16 protein-coding genes are annotated in these 18,958 nt (G+C 65.4%); 4 read left to right on the top strand and 12 right to left on the bottom strand.

Translation table 11 applies throughout. The features are described from left to right. Positions 1-94 precede the first annotated feature (94 nt). Entirely contained in the window at positions 95-2,680 is a 2,586-nt protein-coding gene (gene pepN, locus ACVT6V_RS15535) for an aminopeptidase N (protein WP_489894227.1), read from the top strand. A 16-nt stretch (positions 2,681-2,696) separates the two neighbouring features. Here pepN and ACVT6V_RS15530 read toward each other — a convergent pair whose 3' ends face one another. Continuing rightward, the gene (locus tag ACVT6V_RS15530; protein ID WP_489894226.1) at positions 2,697-3,392 is read right to left on the bottom strand and encodes a response regulator; all 696 of its coding nucleotides are present in this window, start codon (positions 3,390-3,392) and stop codon (positions 2,697-2,699) included. Continuing rightward, complete coding sequence (locus ACVT6V_RS15525; protein WP_489894225.1) at positions 3,389-5,029, bottom strand: sensor histidine kinase; 1,641 nt, start codon at positions 5,027-5,029, stop codon at positions 3,389-3,391. The genes ACVT6V_RS15530 and ACVT6V_RS15525 overlap by 4 nt, the downstream gene beginning before the upstream one ends. Positions 5,030-5,160: 131 nt before the next feature. Between ACVT6V_RS15525 and ACVT6V_RS15520 the strand changes: the two genes are divergently transcribed. After that, a complete protein-coding gene (locus tag ACVT6V_RS15520; protein WP_489894224.1) occupies positions 5,161-6,576 on the top strand; it encodes a cation:dicarboxylate symporter family transporter in 1,416 nt (471 codons plus the stop codon). Between the two features lie 72 nt (positions 6,577-6,648). Here the strand turns inward: ACVT6V_RS15520 and ACVT6V_RS15515 are convergent, their stop codons facing one another. The 3 genes from ACVT6V_RS15515 to ACVT6V_RS15505 all read right to left on the bottom strand — a co-directional run bounded on the left by ACVT6V_RS15515 (position 6,649) and on the right by ACVT6V_RS15505 (position 8,177). After that, on the bottom strand, positions 6,649-7,146 hold the full coding sequence (locus ACVT6V_RS15515) for a DUF5130 family protein (protein ID WP_489894223.1): 498 nt from the start codon (positions 7,144-7,146) through the stop codon (positions 6,649-6,651). Further along, positions 7,133-7,381: an aa3-type cytochrome oxidase subunit CtaJ gene (gene ctaJ, locus ACVT6V_RS15510; RefSeq protein WP_489894222.1), complete on the bottom strand. Its 249-nt coding sequence runs from the start codon at positions 7,379-7,381 to the stop codon at positions 7,133-7,135. Before ctaJ ends, ACVT6V_RS15515 begins: the two co-directional genes overlap by 14 nt. A gap of 136 nt (positions 7,382-7,517) precedes the next feature. Further along, positions 7,518-8,177: an HNH endonuclease gene (locus ACVT6V_RS15505; RefSeq protein WP_489894221.1), complete on the bottom strand. Its 660-nt coding sequence runs from the start codon at positions 8,175-8,177 to the stop codon at positions 7,518-7,520. Between the two features lie 167 nt (positions 8,178-8,344). Between ACVT6V_RS15505 and ACVT6V_RS15500 the strand changes: the two genes are divergently transcribed. After that, complete coding sequence (locus ACVT6V_RS15500; RefSeq protein WP_489894220.1) at positions 8,345-8,776, top strand: globin; 432 nt, start codon at positions 8,345-8,347, stop codon at positions 8,774-8,776. A 928-nt stretch (positions 8,777-9,704) separates the two neighbouring features. Beyond that, on the top strand, positions 9,705-11,324 hold the full coding sequence (locus ACVT6V_RS15495) for a glycoside hydrolase family 13 protein (RefSeq protein ID WP_489900830.1): 1,620 nt from the start codon (positions 9,705-9,707) through the stop codon (positions 11,322-11,324). Between the two features lie 207 nt (positions 11,325-11,531). Here the strand turns inward: ACVT6V_RS15495 and ACVT6V_RS15490 are convergent, their stop codons facing one another. From ACVT6V_RS15490 to ACVT6V_RS15460, 7 genes are all read right to left on the bottom strand, one after another. After that, positions 11,532-12,179, bottom strand: coding sequence for a SipW-dependent-type signal peptide-containing protein (locus ACVT6V_RS15490; protein ID WP_489894219.1), 648 nt, complete (start codon positions 12,177-12,179; stop codon positions 11,532-11,534). Positions 12,180-12,461: 282 nt separating this feature from the next. Further along, positions 12,462-14,051, bottom strand: coding sequence for a hypothetical protein (locus tag ACVT6V_RS15485; protein ID WP_489894218.1), 1,590 nt, complete (start codon positions 14,049-14,051; stop codon positions 12,462-12,464). A gap of 87 nt (positions 14,052-14,138) precedes the next feature. Beyond that, a complete protein-coding gene (locus ACVT6V_RS15480; protein WP_489894216.1) occupies positions 14,139-14,696 on the bottom strand; it encodes a signal peptidase I in 558 nt (185 codons plus the stop codon). 249 nt (positions 14,697-14,945) lie between these two features. Then, positions 14,946-16,652, bottom strand: coding sequence for a cutinase family protein (locus tag ACVT6V_RS15475; protein ID WP_489894214.1), 1,707 nt, complete (start codon positions 16,650-16,652; stop codon positions 14,946-14,948). A 160-nt stretch (positions 16,653-16,812) separates the two neighbouring features. Beyond that, the gene (locus ACVT6V_RS15470; RefSeq protein WP_489894212.1) at positions 16,813-17,448 is read right to left on the bottom strand and encodes a SipW-dependent-type signal peptide-containing protein; all 636 of its coding nucleotides are present in this window, start codon (positions 17,446-17,448) and stop codon (positions 16,813-16,815) included. Between the two features lie 292 nt (positions 17,449-17,740). Beyond that, the gene (locus ACVT6V_RS15465) at positions 17,741-18,436 is read right to left on the bottom strand and encodes a DUF8010 domain-containing protein (protein ID WP_489894210.1); all 696 of its coding nucleotides are present in this window, start codon (positions 18,434-18,436) and stop codon (positions 17,741-17,743) included. Continuing rightward, positions 18,433-18,894, bottom strand: a complete 462-nt coding sequence (locus ACVT6V_RS15460) for an acyl-CoA thioesterase (protein ID WP_489894208.1) — start codon at positions 18,892-18,894, stop codon at positions 18,433-18,435. The genes ACVT6V_RS15465 and ACVT6V_RS15460 overlap by 4 nt, the downstream gene beginning before the upstream one ends. Positions 18,895-18,958: the final 64 nt, after the last annotated feature.

The following is an 18,958-nucleotide window of genomic DNA, read 5'->3' as shown; positions in this document are numbered from 1 at the left end:
CAACTACAACGAGATTCCCGCGCCGTCATTCCCGTTAAGCTGGCGAGGACGTGTCCTCAGTGACCCACGATTCGAAAGGCGGACTGAACCGACCGTGACTGCTCCCAATCTGACCCGCGACCAAGCCAAGGAACGCGCAGCAACCGTCGACGTCGGCAATTACGCGATCGAACTCGACCTCACCGACGGCCACGGGGCACCGGGCGCCGGCACGTTCCGTTCGGTGACGACGGTGAGGTTCACCGCCACTGCCGGCGCTGACACGTTCATCGATCTGGTCGCACCGACGCTGATCTCGGCGACCCTGAACGGCACCGACCTCGACGTGTCCGGTTTCGACGAATCCGTGGGTCTCCCCCTCACCGGATTGGCGGCGGAGAACACGTTGACCGTGGTCGCCGACTGCGCGTACTCGAACACCGGCGAGGGCCTGCACCGCTTCGTGGACCCCACCGACGATTCCGTCTACCTGTACTCACAGTTCGAGACCGCCGACGCCAAACGCATGTTCGCATGCTTCGACCAGCCCGATCTGAAGGCCACCTACACGCTGACCGTGACGGCGCCTGAGGACTGGAAGGTGATCTCCAATGCCGCGGTGGTGAACACGGTCGCGGCCGAGCCGGGAGTTCACCGATTCCGTGAGACGCCATTGATGAGCACCTACCTCGTGGCACTCATCGCCGGCCCGTACGCCGAGTGGACCGACCTCTACAGCGACGATCACGGGAACATCCCGCTGGGCATCTACTGCCGCGCATCTCTGGCCGAGCACATGGACGCCGAGCGGTTGTTCACCGAGACCAAACAGGGATTCGAGTTCTATCACAAGAACTTCGGGGTCCCCTACGCCTTCGGGAAGTATGACCAGCTCTTCGTACCGGAGTTCAACGCGGGCGCGATGGAGAACGCCGGCGCCGTCACGTTCCTCGAGGACTACGTGTTCCGCTCCCGAGTCACCAAAGCGCTCTACGAGCGTCGCGCCGAGACCGTACTGCACGAGATGGCACACATGTGGTTCGGCGACCTGGTCACCATGCAGTGGTGGGATGACCTGTGGCTCAACGAATCCTTCGCCACCTTCGCCTCCGTGCTGTGCCAGTCCGAGGCCACCGAGTACACCAGTGCGTGGACCACCTTCGCCAACGTCGAGAAGTCGTGGGCATACCGGCAGGACCAGCTGCCCTCGACCCACCCCGTGGCCGCCGACATCCCCGACATCGCCGCGGTCGAGGTCAACTTCGACGGCATCACCTACGCGAAGGGCGCCTCGGTACTCAAGCAACTGGTCGCCTACGTCGGCCTCGAAGACTTCCTGGCGGGCCTGCGCGACTACTTCGAAGCCCATAAGTTCGGTAACGCGTCCTTCTCCGACCTTCTCGCGGCGCTGGAGAAGTCATCGGGACGGGACCTGTCGGACTGGGGTAGCCAGTGGCTGAAGACCACCGGCATCAACGTGATGCGACCCGACTTCGAGCTCGATGCCGACGGCAAGTTCACCCGCTTCACCGTCGTCCAGGACGGCGCCGCCCCCGGCGCCGGTGAGACGCGCGTGCATCGCCTCCGCGTCGGCATCTATGACGACGACGGATCGGGAGCGTTGCAGCGCACGCACAGCGCCGAACTCGATGTCGAAGGTGAGCGGACCGAGGTTGCCGAACTGGTCGGTGTTGGGCGCGGTGCGCTGATCCTGCTCAACGACGACGATCTCACGTACGCGTCCGTGCGCCTCGATCCGGAGTCCTTGTCCACCGCCACTTCTCGAGTCGGCGACATCACCGACTCCATGCCGCGCACACTGGTGTGGTCGGCGGCGTGGGAGATGACCCGACAAGCCGAGATGGCGGCCCGCGACTTCGCCGAGCTCGTGCAGCGAGGGATCGCGAGCGAGACCGAGATCGGTGTGGTGCAGCGTGTCCTGATGCAGGCGGCGAGCGCCATCGAGGCCTATGCCGACCCGGACTGGGTGAGCTCGACAGGCCGGTCGGCCTTCAGCGCCCGACTTCTCGAGTTGGCCCGGGCATCCGAGCCCGGCTCGGATCACCAGCTCGCATTCGTGAACACCCTGCTCGCCGGCAAGCTCAACGACGACCAGGTGTCGGTGGTCCAAGGATTGCTCGACGAGGACGATCCCGCCACCCATGGACTCGCCGGTCTCGTCGTGGACACCGACATGCGCTGGAAGCTGGTGCGGGCGTTGGCATCTGCGGGAGCGATCGACACCGATCCGGCGAGCACCCCGGTGATCGACGCCGAGGCAGCCCGTGACAACACCGCGGCCGGCGCTCGTCAGGCAGCCGCCGCCAGGTCGTCGCGACCACTTCCCGAGGCGAAGGCCGAGGCGTGGCGGCAGGCCACCGAGGACGACTCGCTCTCGAACATCTACACCCGCACGATGATCGAGGGATTCTCCCGACCGGGCCAGTCGGATCTGCTGGGCGAGTATGTGGCGAAGTACTTCGCGGCAGTGCCCGACATCTGGGCTCGCCGCTCGAGCGAGGTTGCGCAAACCGTGGTCGTGGGCCTGTACCCGCATTGGGCGATCAACGACGAGGGGCTCGCGGCCGCAGACGAATTCCTCGCCGGTGATCATCCACCGGCCCTCAAGCGACTGATCTCGGAGGGCCGCGACACCGTGGCGCGGTCGTTGCGGGCACGGGAGTTCGACGCCCAGCAGTGATCGGCTCGGCCCCAGGTCAGTGGTCTCGCCAGCGATACCGGACCTGGGGCCGACCCGCCTTCCCGTATTCGGTGATCCGATCAACCGCGCCGTCATCGGCAAGTCGCTCCAGATATCGCCATGCCGTCACCCGGGAGCTGCCGATGGCGCCGGCGACCTGCGATGCCGTCAGCCCGCCGGCACTGTCGCGCACGGCGTGACCGACGGCGTCCTCGGTCTCGGGGGCAGCACCCTTCTTGGCGGTCCGTCGCGAATCTGCAGTGCGGAGCTCGGCGAGTGCGTGATCCACCTCGCGCTGGCTCACGGCATCCTCGCCGGCCGTCAACGCGTCCCGATAGCTGACGTACTGGCGGATCTTCTCGGCGAAGGCGGCAAAGGTGAAGGGCTTCAACAGGTACAGCAGAACCCCATGTGACATGGCACTACGCACCGTTCCCAGGTCGCGGCGTGCGGTGATCGCGATGATGTCGGGGATCGGCCGCAATCCACCGAGTGCCGACGCGAGGTCGACACCGTCGGCGTCGGGGAGCCCGAGGTCGAGCAGGACCAGATCGACCGGCGTTCCCGACCCGGCGGCGGTCCTGGCGCTGCGAAGCGCTTCCTGAGCCGTCGACACTGCCGCGATGATGTCGAATCCACCTATGCGGTGCAGGAATTCGCGGTGTGCCTCGGTGATCACCGGATCATCTTCGACAACCATCACCCGGATCATCGATCGGTCTCCTTCCCCGGCGCAGCCGTTGGGTCATGGGCCGTGACTTCCGGCCCGACATGCGGCGTGCCATCTTCGGCGATGTCTGGTTCCCCGATCGCTGCGGTCACGACCGATCCGTAGGTGTTCTCCGCTGTGAATGTGCCGTCGTGCTTGGCCATCACCTGCGCGACCAGAGCGAGACCGAGCCCCCGCCCGGCGGCGTCGCCACCGGATTTCGTGGTGTAACCACGTTCTCTCGCCCGGCGGAACTCCTCCGGATCCATGCCGGGTCCGCTGTCCGCGACGACGATCCGGACCGCGGTCGCCGAGCCCGCAACAGTCACCTCGACCCACGGGTCCTCCGGATCGCAGGCGTCGAGTGCGTTGTCGATCAAATTGCCCGCCACCGTGAGCAATTCACCCACCGGCAGTAGCCGGGTGACCTCGTCCTCGGCCAGATGCGAGTCCTCGGTGAGGGTGAAGGAGATCCCGCGCTCCGACGCCTGAGCCGACTTTCCGAGCAGCAGGGCGGACAGCGCCGGTTCGTGCACGGACTCGGTCATCTGGTCGATGAGCTGTTGGGACAGTTGAAGTTCGGTCGTCGCCAGCCGCGCCGCCTCGTCGCTGCGGCCCATCTCGATCATCGACACGATGGTGTGCAGACGGTTCGCCGACTCGTGGGCCTGTGAGCGCAACGCCTCGGCGAACCGTCTGGTCGAATCCAACTCACCGACGGCCTCCGACAACTCGGTCCGGTCACGAATCGTCACCACCGCGGAGGACCGATCCCCCTCGACCGGCGATCGACTCACCATCAGGATGCGACCACCTTGGGCGTAGGCCACGTCGACCAATGGTTCCTCACCCGAGGTGAGGAACGCCGGCAGGTCGACGGTATCCACGGCGTCGGCCGCATCGACGAGCAGGCGCCGCGCCTCGTCGTTGACCAGCACCGCCTGGCCCTTCTCGGTGACGACCAGACCCTCGCGGACTGCGTGCAGCACCGCGTCGTGGTGTTCGTACATCAGTCGGAGATCCTCGGGTGCCAGGCCTCCGGTCTGCCGCAGCAGACGGCGTCTGATGAACCACAAGCCCACCCCCGCGGTGATCAGCGCGGCGAGTGCGATCCCGATGATCAGCGGGAGCTGTTCCACCCAACTCTGGGTCAGTGTGTCAAGGGTGATGCCTGCCGCGACGAGTCCGACGATCCGTCCGTCGGGTGCACGTACCGGTGCGATGGTGCGGATGGAGGGACCGAGCGTGCCGGTGTAGGTCTCCGTGTACACCGAGCCGCTGCGGGCCTGTCGGACTGATCCGATGTAGTCCCTGCCGATGAGCGCCGGATTTGTGTGGGTGTAACGGGTGCGGTCGGGAGCCATGATCGTGATGAACGCGACTCCCGCGGCCCGACGCACCTGTTCGGTCATCGGCTGCAGCACCGATGTCGGGTTGTCGGACATCAACGCCGCCGCTGTCGAGGGCGCATCGGCCACAGTCACCGCGACCGCCGTGACCTGCCGTCGAGCGGTGCGCTCGGCGTCCAGCCGTGCGTCCACCACGGCGAGCACGCTTCCAGACATGACGATCACCACGACCAGGACCAGCAGCCACGCGACAGCCTCGCCGGCCAGGGTTCGAGGCCTCACGCTGGGCATCTGACCCTCACTTCTCGACTAGTGGTGAACGAAACGAACTCAAACGTGATCCGCATCACCGGTTCGTCCCACAATCCTTACACCGACCGGTGTCCACTGGTCCAAGCGACTCGATGAGGAGAGGGCTTTTCATGAACATGAGACCACGCAGGGCACAGCCTGCCGACCCGGCGGTGCCCACCGGCGACGTTGCGGCCACCCCGAAGAAGCGCGACCGCACCCATTGGCTCTACATCGCCGTCATCGTCGCCGTCGTCGCCGGAGTCGTGGTCGGCCTGGTCGCACCCGGGATCGGCAAGGACCTGGGCGTGCTCGGCACCATGTTCGTCAGCTTGATCAAGATGATGATCGCGCCGGTCATCTTCTGCACGATCGTGCTGGGCATCGGATCCGTTCGCAAAGCGGCCACGGTCGGCAAGGTCGGCGGGCTCGCCTTCGTGTACTTCCTCGCGATGTCGACCATCGCTCTCGCGATCGGCCTCGTGGTCGGCAACGTGATCAAGCCCGGCGAAGGCCTGAACATCGATGCGACGCTCGGCAAGGGTGCGGAACTCGCCGAGAAGGCCCATGAATCCGGTGGAACGATGGCATTCGTCGAGGGCATCATCCCGACCTCGATGTTGTCGGCGCTCACCGAGGGCAACGTCCTGCAGGCCCTGTTCGTGGCGCTCCTGGTGGGCTTCGCCATCCAGGCCATGGGCCGCACCGGAGAGCCGGTCCTCACAGCGGTCTCGTATTTCCAGAAACTCGTCTTCAAGGTGCTGTCGATGATCCTGTGGGTGGCACCCATCGGCGCATTCGGCGCGATCGCGAACGTCGTCGGCCAAACCGGATGGGCCGCCGTCCAGCAGCTCCTGATCCTGATGCTGGCGTTCTATCTGACCTGCGTGGTGTTCGTGTTCGGGGTGCTGGGCACACTGCTGCGCGCGGTGGCCGGGGTGTCGATCTTCCGTCTCGTCCGCTACCTCGCTCGCGAGTACCTGCTGATCTTCGCGACATCGTCGTCGGAGTCGGCGCTGCCACGACTGATCGCGAAGATGGAGCATCTCGGCGTCGAGAAGACGACCGTCGGCGTGGTCGTCCCGACCGGATACTCCTTCAACCTCGACGGCACCGCTATCTACCTGACGATGGCGTCGATCTTCATCGCCGACGCGATGGGTGACCCGCTGTCGATCGGTGAGCAGATCGGCCTGCTCGCATTCATGATCATCGCGTCCAAGGGAGCTGCCGGTGTCAGCGGTGCAGGTCTGGCCACGCTGGCCGGTGGTTTGCAGGCTCACCGCCCGGAGATGCTCGACGGCGTCGGTCTGATCGTCGGGATCGACAGGTTCATGTCCGAGGCCCGCGCGGTCACCAACTTCTCCGGAAACGCGGTGGCCACCCTGCTCGTCGGCTCGTGGACCGGCACCGTGGACCGCGACCGCGTCGACAACGTACTCGCCGGCCGGGCCCCGTTCAACGAATCGGACATGGTGGACGACGATCCTGTCGGTCGTCTGCCCGGCGAGACCCGCCGAGAGGAACCGGTGCTCGCCGCACACTGAGTCGGCCATCGAAAAGACGACGCCGGCTGCTACCCACGGGTAGCAGCCGGCGTCGGACGTATGACTGGTCGGTCAGGAAGCAGCGGCCGCAGTCGACATGACCCGCAGCGCGGCGATGAGACCATCGATGAGATCGCCCTGACGGAAGCTGGTCACCGCGGCCGTCACACCGAGTTGTGCCACCCGGTCGTTCACCCGGTCGGCGACCTTGACGCCCGACACCACGACAACGTCGTGTGTGTTCGGGGACACCGCGATCAGAGCGCCGTGAGCCGGCTCCGGTGCGCGCAACAGGATGGCGCGGGCGTCGGCCATCGCGTCCGACCCGAGTTCGCCGATGTACACCGAGAAGCGCACATACGCTTTCTCGCTCGCGTCCTTCAGTGCGTTGTCGAGGCCGATGAGTTCCTCGCGAGTGAAGGGCGGGGTCGTCGGCGCCTGCCCCGGGAACCGGGTCGCCGAGACTCGTCCGCTGTTGGTGACAACCGTCCCGACCGGGAGCGCACTCGATGCCGCCGACGTGACGGCGACGTCGCCGTGCTGCCCTGGAACCACCTCACCACTTGCCACTTGCCGAGCCTCCATCCACGTCGGTCGCTTCCGCATGATGCGCCAACGCCATCGGTTCGATGTCGGTGGCACTGAACAGCAGCGGCTTGTGCTCCCACTGCTGATCGAGGGTGTAGTTCTGCACCTTCGGATACTTGAGTCCGAACGAGAACGCCATTGCGACGACGCATGCCACGACGGCGATGATGCAGATGATCGTGACAGGCACTCCGATGGGGACGATCAGGTCTTCCATGTCACCCTTTCGATCGGTCGGTGCTGGGCCCGCCCGCGGTCGCGGTGCAGGTCGTGTGATCAATCTAGCCCACGATTGCGGACCGGGAGCAGCGACCCCTACGGTGCGTCGTAGACCGGTCGGGCAACCGAATTCCTCAGGCCGCACCCTCGCCGATGTACTGCGACCACACCGGATCGATCTCCTTGACGGTGGCCAGTAGTCGCCAGTGGCGCCCCTTCGGCGGCGTCGGGTTGATGCGCAGGGTCCAGCCCAATTCGCTGAGCAGATGGTCGGCCTTGCGGTGGTTGCAGCTCGCACAGCATGCGACGCAGTTCTCCCATGTGTGCGAGCCTCCGCGGCTCCGTGGCACCACATGGTCGATCGTCGTCGCCTTGCCCGCGCAATACCCGCAGCGGAAACGGTCCCGGTGCATCAGGGCGGCGCGCGTCATCGGGATCACGGCGCGGTAGGGAACCTTCACGAAGTTACGCAACCGGATCACCGACGGAATCGGCACGGAGAGGTCGGCGGAATGAACGGCCAGGCCGGTGTCGTCGGCATGGACCACATCGGCCCGCTCGCGCAGCACGAGCACGATCGCACGCCGCAACGAGACCGCGGTCAGTGGTTCGTATGTGGCGTTGAGCAGGAGCACCCGTCTGCGTCCCCAGAGCGATCCCGAGTGGGCCGGACCCAGCGTGCTCACGGTGTCCGAGTGGGGGCCCGCGCGGCCCCCAGGAACGGTGGTCAGCGCGTGGACACGCTGACGGGCACCGTCGGCCGATGCCGCCTTCCCTGCGCCCCTACTCGTCATACGCGTCTCCCGCCTGCAACCGACGAGGTCAAGTTGACCATGGAACACCAACGATTGCACGACAATTCTGCGTGTCAACGCAGGTCGGCAACGTGAACACCCGATGACGGTCGTGTCACCGGCGCCACGGTGTTGAGGACCACCGCGCTCGTCAGGACAATGGGGGCGTGAGCACAGACATCCCCGGCGGCATCTCATCAAGCGTTCCCGCGACGCAGCGCACCTTCTACGACGAGGTCGGCGGGGCGGATACATTTCACAAGCTCACCGCCCGGTTCTACGAAGAGGTCGCCGCCGACGAGGTCCTCCGCCCCCTCTACCCGGAGGAAGATCTCGGCCCGGCCGAGCGACGACTCCGGATGTTCCTCGAACAGTATTGGGGCGGCCCCCGCACCTATTCGGACGAGCGAGGTCATCCGCGGCTCCGCATGCGGCACCACCCGTTCCGCATCGGCCCCATCGAGCGCGATGCCTGGCTGCGGTGTATGCACACCGCGATCGCGTCGATCGACGCGCAGACCCTCGACGACCCACACCGTCGGGCACTTGTCGACTACATGGAGATGGCCGCGAACTCGATGATGAACTCGCCCATCTGACACGCCACCCGCGTCGCCGCGACGCGCCGACCCGACCTGTAGTTCTCACCGAAAACACAGGTAAGGCACAATGACGACGGTGAGCGACGAGACATCGAACGTTGTCCCCGCCGAGCCGGATCCCGACGGCGCCCACGAGGCATCGGCCGCCGATGCCGGCGACAACGAGAGCATTCCGTCGTCCGAGGGCGAGACCACGGACAACGGTGCGAGCGAGGCCGGTGAGACCTCTGAGGTGTCAGGCGCTGCTGAGACGACCGATTCTGCTGAGACGACTGATTCTGCTGATACTCCTGACACAGACGAGGCGCCGGCCGATGAGATCGGCGACGAAGAAGTCGGGGACGAAGAAGTCGGGGACGAAGAAGTCGGGGACGAAGAAGTCGGGGCAGATGACCGCGCTTCGGGTACGGACGGCGATGTCGAGGATGTCGACAGTTCTGACGATCTCGATGACGGCGACACCGTGGATGTCAGCGACTCCGCTGCCGAAGAACATGACACCGCTGACGACGATGCAGCAGGTTCGCCGACCGGTACCGAGGGCGATGGCGACAGCGCGCTCGCGGCGACCGACGAGTCGGCAGACGGTGGCGACGAGGACGGCGACCGCGATGAAGCCCCAGTCGAGGAAGCCCCGGCCGACGAAGCCCCAGTCGACGAAGCAGTAGCCGACGAAGCAGTAGCCGACGAAGCAGTCGAAGAGGCAACAGACGAAGAGGCAACATACGAGCAGGCAGGCGAGGCAGACGAGTCATCGGCCGACGAGGTTGTAGCCGACGAGCATGTAGCCGACGGGGCCGAGTCTGACGAGGAGGCCGAGTCCGACCAGGCCGAGTCCGACCAGGCCGAGTCCGACCAGGCCGAGTCCGACCAGGCCGAGTCCGACGGGGCCGAGGAGACTGCCGACAATTCCGTCGGAGCGCCTGTGCCTGCATCCACGGCCACCCAGCTCGATCCCAACGACACCAGTTGGTGGAAATCGGCGATCTTCTATCAGATCTACCCGCGATCGTTCTCCGACCTGAACGGCGACGGCATCGGCGACCTCGCCGGGGTCATCGACAAGCTCGGGTATCTCGAACTCCTCGGTGTGGATGCCATCTGGTTGAGCCCGATCATGCGCTCCCCCATGGCCGATCACGGCTACGACGTCTCTGATCCACGGGACATCGATCCGATCTTCGGCGACATCGAACTGTTCGACCAACTGATCGCCGACGCGCACGACCGCGACATCCGGGTCACGATGGACCTGGTCCCCAACCACACCAGCGACCAGCACGCCTGGTTCGTCGAGGCACTGGCCGCCGAGCCCGGCAGCCCGGAGCGTGCCCGCTACATCTTCCGCGACGGCCTCGGGGAGAACGGCGACGAGCCGCCCAACAATTGGCAGAGCGTGTTCGGCGGGCCCGCGTGGACGCGGGTCCCGACCGCGGACGGGACTCCGGGCCAGTGGTACCTGCACATCTTCGCTGCCGAGCAGCCCGATCTGAACTGGGAGAACCCCGAGGTCTTCGAAGATCTCGAGAAGACTCTCCGATTCTGGCTCGACCGCGGCGTGGACGGGTTCCGGATCGACGTCGCCCACGGGATGGCCAAGCCCACGGATCTGCCCGACATGGACCTCGAGACGGTCGGCCTGCTGGAGAACAAGGACGATGACCCGCGGTTCAACAACTACGCGGTGCACGACATCCATCGCAAGATCCGCAAGGTCCTCGACGAATATCCCGGCGCCGCGAACGTCGGCGAGATCTGGGTCGACGACAACGAGCGATTCGCCGAGTACCTGCGGCCCGACGAGTTGCACCTCGGCTTCAACTTCCGGTTGGCGAAGGCGTCGTTCGACCCTGAGTCGATCCGCGGCGCCATCGAGAACTCACTGGAAGCCGTCCTGTCCGTGAACGGCACACCCACGTGGACATTGTCGAACCATGATGTCGACCGCGAGGTCACCCGATACGGGCAATTGTCCGAAGACGTTGTCGACGTCGATCTGGGGATCTTGCGGGCGCGGGCAATGCTCCTCGTCGAACTTGCGCTGCCGGGCACGGTCTTCATCTACAACGGCGCGGAATTGGGGTTGCCGAACGCCGACCTGCCCGACGAGGCGCTGCAGGACCCGGTCTGGGAGCGGTCCGGCCACGCCGAGCGCGGACGCGACGCATGCCGGGTTCCCTTGCCGTGGGAGGGATTCGAGCCGCCATTCGGGTTCAGCACCGCCCCGGACACCTGGCTGCCGATTCCCGATTCCTGGACGCGGTTCACCGTGGAGGCACAGCTCGAGGACGTCGGTTCGACCTTGTCGCTGTACCGTCAGGCGCTCGAGATGCGATACGAGCGTGAAGAATTCGCGGGCGACACGGTCGAATGGTATGGCGCACCGGAGGGCTGCCTGGCGTTTCGGCGGTCCGAGGGACACCTCACCTGCGCCCTGAACACCAGTGATGTGCCGGTCCCGCTGCCGCCCGGCGAGGTCCTGCTGAGCAGCTATCCGCTCATCGACGGGCAGCTGGCGCCGAATTCGGCCGCCTGGCTGGTCTGACCCGCTTTTCGGCAGGAGCCATCGCGCCCGCCGGCTTTCCTCCGTCGGTTCCCTATGCGTTCGCGCGCTATTTCGCACGGACGAACACGAAACCGACGGAAGAATACCGGCGCCGATCTTCTCAGTGCTTCCAGGGTCAGGTGTGCAGTCGGGGCGCGCACCGTCTTCGCGGTGCGCGCCCCGAGTGATGTCGCGGTCCAGAGCCGATTACGGAGTCTGGTTGTCGACGCTGAGGGCATCGATCTCCCAGGATGCGTTGACCTCCTTGGCCAGCTTCGAGGGCTGAGTGCCGTCGGGCAACTCCACGGTGAACTTCAAGTACTTCGTGGTGCCCGCGGGAAGCGTGACGGTATTGGAATGGTTGCCGGATGACAACGCGGAGTCGAGCAGGATGATGGTTCCGGCGCCACCCTTCTGGCTGCCCAGATCCTCGATCTCGACAAACAGGTTGTCGGCCAGAGTGTTCGGCAGCGGGCTGACCACGGGAGCCTTCACGGTGATCTCGGAATCCATGTTGCCATCGGTCTCCTTCAGACCGACCACAGCGGACACCTTGTCACCGGGCATCAGGTTTCCGGGATCGACCTGATCGAGATTGAACTGCATGGAGCCGGCGTCGCCCTGCTCGACGAAGTCGTCCCAGGTGGTGCCCCCGTCGAACGAGGCCTCCACGTTCCACGAGTTGTCGCCGGTGCCGAACATCGAATTGCCCCACACCGAGTCGTTCCACGCCGCCAGAGTGATCACGGCACCGACACCGAGCACCGCGCCCGACGCGAGGAGTGCCTTGCGCCGGCGCCGCTTGGTGGCGCGCTGGGCCGCGGCAGTGGTGGTCGGATCGTTGTTCGTGCTCATTTCAACTTTCTCTTTCTCGTGGATTGGTCAGTATTTCATCTTCTTACTCATTAATCGTGCATCTCCCCGCAGAGAATAGTTAGGGACCAAAGACCCAACTACGATTTACGTTCATTGTGTTCAGAGCAGGATTCGTTCTCGCGCGATTTCAGGGAAAACTCCGGCGATTTCGGACTGCAGAAATGAACCCGAATGAATGAATCAAAACGGAGGTGTTTTCGGAGTTGAACAAGAGGGCGGCGAGCAGGTGTGCTCGCCGCCCCTCCGGTTGTGATCGGGCTGCTATGACGTCGACGGTTTCGTATCGGTCTCCGTTTCGGTTTCTGTGTCCGCCTCCGGCTCCTCGACGTCCGGCTCGTCGGGTTCCGGGTCGGGAGTGCCGGGGTCCGGACCGTCCGGGTCGCCCGGCTGATCGGGCACCTGTGGCGTCTCCGGGTTGGTCACCGGCGGCGGATTGGGTGTTGTCGGGGCGGGCAGCGCGAAGGTGAACCCCGAGGTGCCCGCGGGCTGCCAAGCGGCAGAGCCCGTATCGGGCTGGGTGGTGAACGTGACCCAGCCGGTACTCGAGGTCCCGGGTTGCACGCTGGCCGGCAGGACAGGCCCGCGGGTGGTCGCCACCGTTTGGACCGGACTCGGAGTCCCGCCGACGAGTTGACGGAAGCTGTCGGCGGCCAGAGTCGACAACCGGCTCTCGCCATCATGGTCGGTGGTGTCCACCGTCATCCGCACAGCCACGGTGACCGGATCACCCGGTGCCGGCGTGCTCGCATCGACCTCGTGAATGGTCGCTCTGCCGAGTTTGGTTCCGTCGGTGGCGATCACGTCGAACGGCACGTTCAGTGCGACGTCGACGGGCGCCTGCGGACCCAGCGCCTTCGCTTCCGCTTCGGCTGCCTGAGCGTCTGAGAGTTTCTCATCCGCGACGTCGGGTTCGACGACGGCTCCCTCGGAGTCAGCTGCTTCGGGATCGGTTTCCCCGGTATCGGCCTGCTCGACGTCACCTTCCGAAGAGTCCTCGTCATCGAGTGCCTCGATCGTGAACTCGTCGGGCTCCTCGGCGTCCGGCTCGTCACTCAGACTCGACGGAGCGGAGGTGACCGCGGAGCCGAAGGCGGGCATGGGCACGTCGATACCGCATTCGGCGCGGACGAGTTCGATGTCCATCGTCCACTTCTCGAAACCGAGAATGTCTGTTTCGGTGGCGACCAGGCGTAGTGCGGAGCCGGCCGATTGCGATGTGGTGGTCACCGTGGTGATCAGTTCGCCGCGCACGCGGCGCTGCCCGAGCATCGGGTCGAGGAAGTTCAGGTCGATCGGCGTCGACGAGTTCGCGGACGGGATCGCGATGGTGTGGTCCGCGACCTCCACGGTGCCACCGCGAGCCGCGATGGCCAACGGACGGCTTCCGTCGAGCGGGCACCATGCACTTGCCATCAGCGTACCGGTGGTTTTCACCCGTGGGCCCAACGACAGGTTGGTCAGTTTCAGAGCAAGATCTTTGATCTCCGCCTTGGCGATCGTGTTATCCGCAGATCCTGTCGGGTCGTGACTGGCGGTCACGTTGCCGGATACCTTCAGGCTGTTGATGCCGATGACCGCGGTTGTCGAGTCGTCTTGCCAGCCGGTGATGGTGCTGCCCGGGTTCTCGTGGGTGTGCTCGGCGTAAGCCGCAGAGACAGCACGGCCGTTGATGGATCCGTGCGCGGCGACCGCTCGCGTGTAGCCCTCGGTGTACTCGCCGCGTCCGAATTGTGTACCGCCCCAGACTGCTGATTGCCATGCGGCGAGCACGCCACCGGCCTGGGAGGCGAACAGCGCGGCAGCGAGCGCGGCCAGCGCACCGATGAGAACGGTCAACTTACGGTGGGTCATGACGGGCCTCCCGGCAGGGAGTATCTCGATTCGTTTGAGAAGGAACAGGATTGGAACAGCAGTAGAAATACGGGTCGAACGCGATGCTCAGTTGAGTCGTCGTGGCCAGAATGACCACAGCACCAACAGTGCTGCTGCCAGGGTGATCCCGCCGAGCACAAACGGATTCGACAACCACACGATCTGGCGCGCCAGCGCCGGCACACTCCAGATCACCTTGCGCACACTGGTCACCCGATACATGCCGGGATCGGGAATCGGGTTGTCATCACCCTTCATCGCGATCAACACTTCCTGACCGGTCTGCGGATGCACCTCGATCACGCGGTGGGTCACCGGCTTCTCACCCGGCCGATCGACCGTGACCACATCGCCCACCTTGATGTCGGGGGCAGCGATCTCGTGCACTATCGCGATAGATCCCTGCGGAATCGTCGGCGACATCGACCCCGTCTTGAACATGATGATCGAATAACTCCCGACGAACGCCATGATCGTCAAACCGATGCACAGCACACCGAACACCGCCAGCACGTTCAACACCACGCTCTCGATCACCGACCCCACCGTGCGCCGCGGCCGCGCCGGCACCGCATCGTCGGGTCGGGTATTCGTGTTCGGGAGAAGTGGTTCGGTGGTGGTCATTTCCTTGGCTTTTCTCTGAGTAGTCGAATCATTATCGTCGTGAACCAAAAAGCGTTCTTACCAGCTAGTGAGTTACTCTCCATGAACGGCGAACTGAAGGCATTTCGCAGCCAAACACGGTTTCGTTCATAATGTTCACCGGATCATCTGAATTGCATCTCGTAGGGCATTCGAAGACATCGCTCACCCCTTCTCGCCGGCCCCTGAGAAGAGAGCTACCGGCGCGCCGAGAGGGGCGAGCTCGCGGAATCACGGAGGTCCTGCGTCGGCCTCGTCGATGCTGCTGGACAGCCACGCTCCCAGCCAGTCCACGGCGTCGTGCCCCTGGTCGTCGACGACGAGTGAGTCATAGCTCGCGTGGCTCTGGTCGGTGTAGAAGGTTGCGGCGCTGATGGCATCTCGGATCAGGGTGGCCGGATCGGAGATTGCGCAGTCCGTGACAATACGGGTCAATTCCGCCGCCATACCGGCGAGGTCGCTACCGATGCTCGTCACTGCGCCATCGGGTACATGGGTACCGCTCACGAATTCGGAGGCCAGGATGGCCGCTTCGCTGCCGATCTCGGCAAGGCGGGCCAACAGGTCCGCATGTGCCGCCGGACCGACGGCGGCCGGAGGGCTTGCTGGTGGCGGAACAGCAGGTGTTGGTCGGGGCTCAGAATCGGAGGAATCCGATCTCCTGGCCGGACGAGCCGTCTGTGCATTCTGGGTCGCCGCGGCCGTTGCCCCTGGGCTCTGCGCCGGCTCGCCGGGTGCCGATGGCGACGGGTCGCCGGGTGCGCCATCGGCGGGTATCGAGTCGGTGGACGTGGCGGTCTGCGAAGTCGCTGCCGGGTCCGCGGGGTTGATCAGTGTCCAGGCCAGCTCCTGGACGTCACCGGCGAGGGTCGCGGCCCGGACGATGTCGAGGCGGGCCAGCATGGCGGTGAGCAGTGAGGCGACCTTGGTGAAGCCTGTCTCGTCCGGGATCAGAGCCAGCACCTTGGAGACCGTCGCGTAGTCGACGCGCGCGGCGAGCTCGACCAAGGGATGCAGCCGATTGTTGAGGTCGCCGGCGATGACGTGTGCCGCGGTCAGATCGCCGACGGCCACCGTCCGTGGCAGGCGGTTGAGCGCATCGATGATCGCGGGGAGGTCGACCGGCGTCAGCACACTCGCGGCGTCCTCCGCTTCGGCCACAGCCACCGCCGCCTCCTCATCGGACGAACCCAACAGCGTGCCGATCTTGCCGATGAGAGGGTTGCGGGCCTTGTCGACCGAGCAATACAGGTCCTCGGGGTCGCAGATCGTGTCGACGCGGCCGGACAGCGCGCCCATGCCCTCGGGACGGGGATCTGCGATACCGGTGCCCGCACGGCGCGGCCCCACGACCGTTTCACCAGCAGTGCCGGCCCGCGGGTCGGCGAGCAACCCGACCGCGAGGACCTTGTCGGCCGGGATCGGGCCCTCCCCGTTGCCGATGGCCGAGGCCAGATCGCCTGCGGCATCCGCACCCTGGCTGTAGCCGCTGATGGTGAAGTCGGCGTCGGGATGGGCAGCGGCGTAGTCACGCAACACCGCCGACGCACTGGCAACGGCGGACGCCTTGCTCGCGGCATAGCTCTGCCCGTTGTCGAAGGCGCGTGCCACGTACGGCAGGAACTCGATCACAGCGGAATCGCCGTGGTCACGCTTGATGCGTTGTGCGACCGGCGCCAGCATCCCGGTGGCCGTGTGCGGATCAGCCGACTGATCGGTCTCCCACGTACCAGGGATGAACAGGTTGAACGTTGTTGCCGGCGCAGGGGCAACCGGTTGCGCGCCGGCCTTGCCGGGCACCTGCAGGGCCACGAGTGTGGCGCTCAGTGATGCGGCGAGGATCGCGGCTGCCGCGGCGCGCCGACGGCGGCTGCGCCGGGTGGCTCGGTTGGCGGTGGTGGACGGTGTGATGTCAGGTGGTGGATAGATGCATGTCATCGGGAACTGCCCGGTCAGAGGTGGGTGGGTACGGGTGGGCTCGGGGTTGAGATACCCGGTCGTCGAAGCCGTCTGTGCACGGCGCGTCATGGCCGTGGGCACGGACCGGGCCGCGCATCCCCCGCGATGCGCGGCCCGGTCCGTCCGCCATGGAAATCGACTACTTGTCCAGGCTCTCGGCCGTGATCTGCCATGCTGCGTCGACGGTCTTGGCCAACTTCGACGGCTGCGTCCCGTTCGGCAGCGTCACGGTGAACCTCAGGAACGTCTCGCCCCCCTTGGGCAGGGTGATCTCGGCGGAATCCTGACCGCCCGCGAGTGAGGTCTCGGCGAGTATGGGTCTCCCGTTACCGCTCTGCAGCGCGCCCAGATCCTCGATCTTGACCGTCAATGCCTGGGCGAGCGTGTTGGCATTGACCTTCGGGGCCCTGACGATGATCTTGGAGTCCATGTTGCGCTCGGTCTCTCGCAGACCCACGATCTCGGTGACCGAGTCGCCAGGCATCAACGCAGCCGGGTCAGCCTGCGAATCCAGGTTGAACTGCATGGTGCCGGAATCGTCTTCTGTGACGAACTCGGCCCAGGTACCGCCGCGGTCGAACGAGGCCTCGACGTTCCACGAGTTCTCGCCGGTGCCGAACATCGCGTTGCCCCACACCGAGTCGTTCCACGCCGCCAGAGTGATCACGACACCGACGCCGAGCACCGCTCCTGACGCAAGTAACGCCTTGCGGCGACGCCGCTTGGTGGCGCGCTCGGCCGCAGCAGTGGTGGTCGGATCGTCGTTCGTGGTCATTTCTTCTTTCCGCTTCGTTGAGGAATTGATGAGTTGTTCTTTCTTGCTCACTCATCGTGCATCGCTCAGCGCAGAATGATTAGGGACCAAAGACCTATTTACGAATTACGTTCATTGTGTTCAGAAATACGTGGGAATGCTGAACACAAAGAACAAAATCCACCCGCAATTCATCCGTCGCATCTTCGCTCGTCCTCACATTTTCTCGCGCGGACGAACGCAGAACCGACGGACGAACGGGCTGGGCCGCCGACGTGTCGCCGGGTGGGCGTGGACGCGAGGACGCCGTGCGTCAGAGGGGAGTCATCGCGAGGCGTTCGCGACGCTGGAACACCGAGCCGAAGCGGGCGTCGATCCGAATCCACGCTCCGGACAGACGGATTCGAACCGGCTCGGATGCATCGATGAGCTCGATCGACGATGTCTCGGTCACCTCACGACCGTCCGCATCGCGGATGAAGCCCATCGCGGTCAGGGCGAAGAGGGACCGCATCGACACCGCCGCACGCTGTTTCCCGTCCGCCGACATCACGTCGAGCACGTCCTGATCGAGCAATCCGGTGGCGGGTCCGTGCGCGCTGCCCTCATCCCGGGCGAGTTGAGCTCCGCCCCTGGACAACTCGACGACGCTGCGCGCCGGGACATCGTCCAGCTGGGTGAATCCGGTCGTTGCCGGCAGGGCCCCGCGCCACGCACTGTCGAGACCGAACCCCGGATCCACCGCGGAGCCGGCCGTGGCCGACGATAGCGACATCCGCAATGTGGCTGCGTCACAGACGATGTCGGACGGCCGCATCTGTCCGAAGACCGATCGGCTCGCGAGCACGTCGAACCCGGTGTTGACCCACAGGCCGATCAGACCGTCCGGCCGCGCGGAGACACGGACCACCGCGGTGTCGTCGAGTCGCAGTGCCCGGCCCAGGAACGCCATCGTATCGGTCCGGTCACCCGGCCCGGCGAGCGTGATGTGGCGTTCGGGCGCGGTCACCGGCCCACCGTGGGGTCGCGCCGGAAGGAGGCGAGATAGTCCCTCTCCTCGGTGGTAAGCCGGCGCAGACGCTGAGCATCGACGTCGAAGGCCACCAGCTGGGTGGTGGCGGTCACCGCAGGTTTGCCGGCCGGGTCGTCGCCGTCCCGGCGCACCTCGTATCCGACGGTGAAGTCCACCGCGCGCAACTGCTCCACGACCATGGTGACCACGATGGGTCCTTCGTCGTGACGCACCTGCTCCCGATACTTCACGTGCAGGTCGGCCACCACGCAGCCGACTCGCAACGCCGCGGTCGGACGCTCGTCGTAGAACAGCCACGGAATACGCGCCTCTTCGATCAGGGTCACCATCCGCGCATGGTTGATGTGCGCGAACACGTCCATGTCGGACCATCGGACGGGAACCTTGACGACGTAGCCGGCCTCGGTTCTCGTTCCCTCGTCCTCGTAGAGCACGCGTGCTCCTTCCCTGTCGTCGACGCGGCCACGACACGATGCCGCGGGTCCAACCCTACGCAAG

This window comes from Gordonia sp. LMA167, assembly GCF_058130025.1.
This window is presented reverse-complemented; position numbering and strand designations above follow the sequence as displayed.

Bases quoted from the DNA above. Each gene is read 5' to 3' on its own strand.
- ACVT6V_RS15530 (WP_489894226.1), bottom strand. From the start codon at position 3,392: ATGATCCGGGTGATGGTTGTCGAAGATGATCCGGTGATCACCGAGGCA.
- ACVT6V_RS15525 (WP_489894225.1), bottom strand. From the start codon at position 5,029: ATGCCCAGCGTGAGGCCTCGAACCCTGGCCGGCGAGGCTGTCGCGTGG.
- ACVT6V_RS15520 (WP_489894224.1), top strand. From the start codon at position 5,161: ATGAACATGAGACCACGCAGGGCACAGCCTGCCGACCCGGCGGTGCCC.
- ctaJ (WP_489894222.1), bottom strand. From the start codon at position 7,381: ATGGAAGACCTGATCGTCCCCATCGGAGTGCCTGTCACGATCATCTGC.
- ACVT6V_RS15505 (WP_489894221.1), bottom strand. From the start codon at position 8,177: ATGACGAGTAGGGGCGCAGGGAAGGCGGCATCGGCCGACGGTGCCCGT.
- ACVT6V_RS15490 (WP_489894219.1), bottom strand. From the start codon at position 12,179: ATGAGCACGAACAACGATCCGACCACCACTGCCGCGGCCCAGCGCGCC.
- ACVT6V_RS15485 (WP_489894218.1), bottom strand. From the start codon at position 14,051: ATGACCCACCGTAAGTTGACCGTTCTCATCGGTGCGCTGGCCGCGCTC.
- ACVT6V_RS15480 (WP_489894216.1), bottom strand. From the start codon at position 14,696: ATGACCACCACCGAACCACTTCTCCCGAACACGAATACCCGACCCGAC.
- ACVT6V_RS15475 (WP_489894214.1), bottom strand. From the start codon at position 16,652: ATGACATGCATCTATCCACCACCTGACATCACACCGTCCACCACCGCC.
- ACVT6V_RS15470 (WP_489894212.1), bottom strand. From the start codon at position 17,448: ATGACCACGAACGACGATCCGACCACCACTGCTGCGGCCGAGCGCGCC.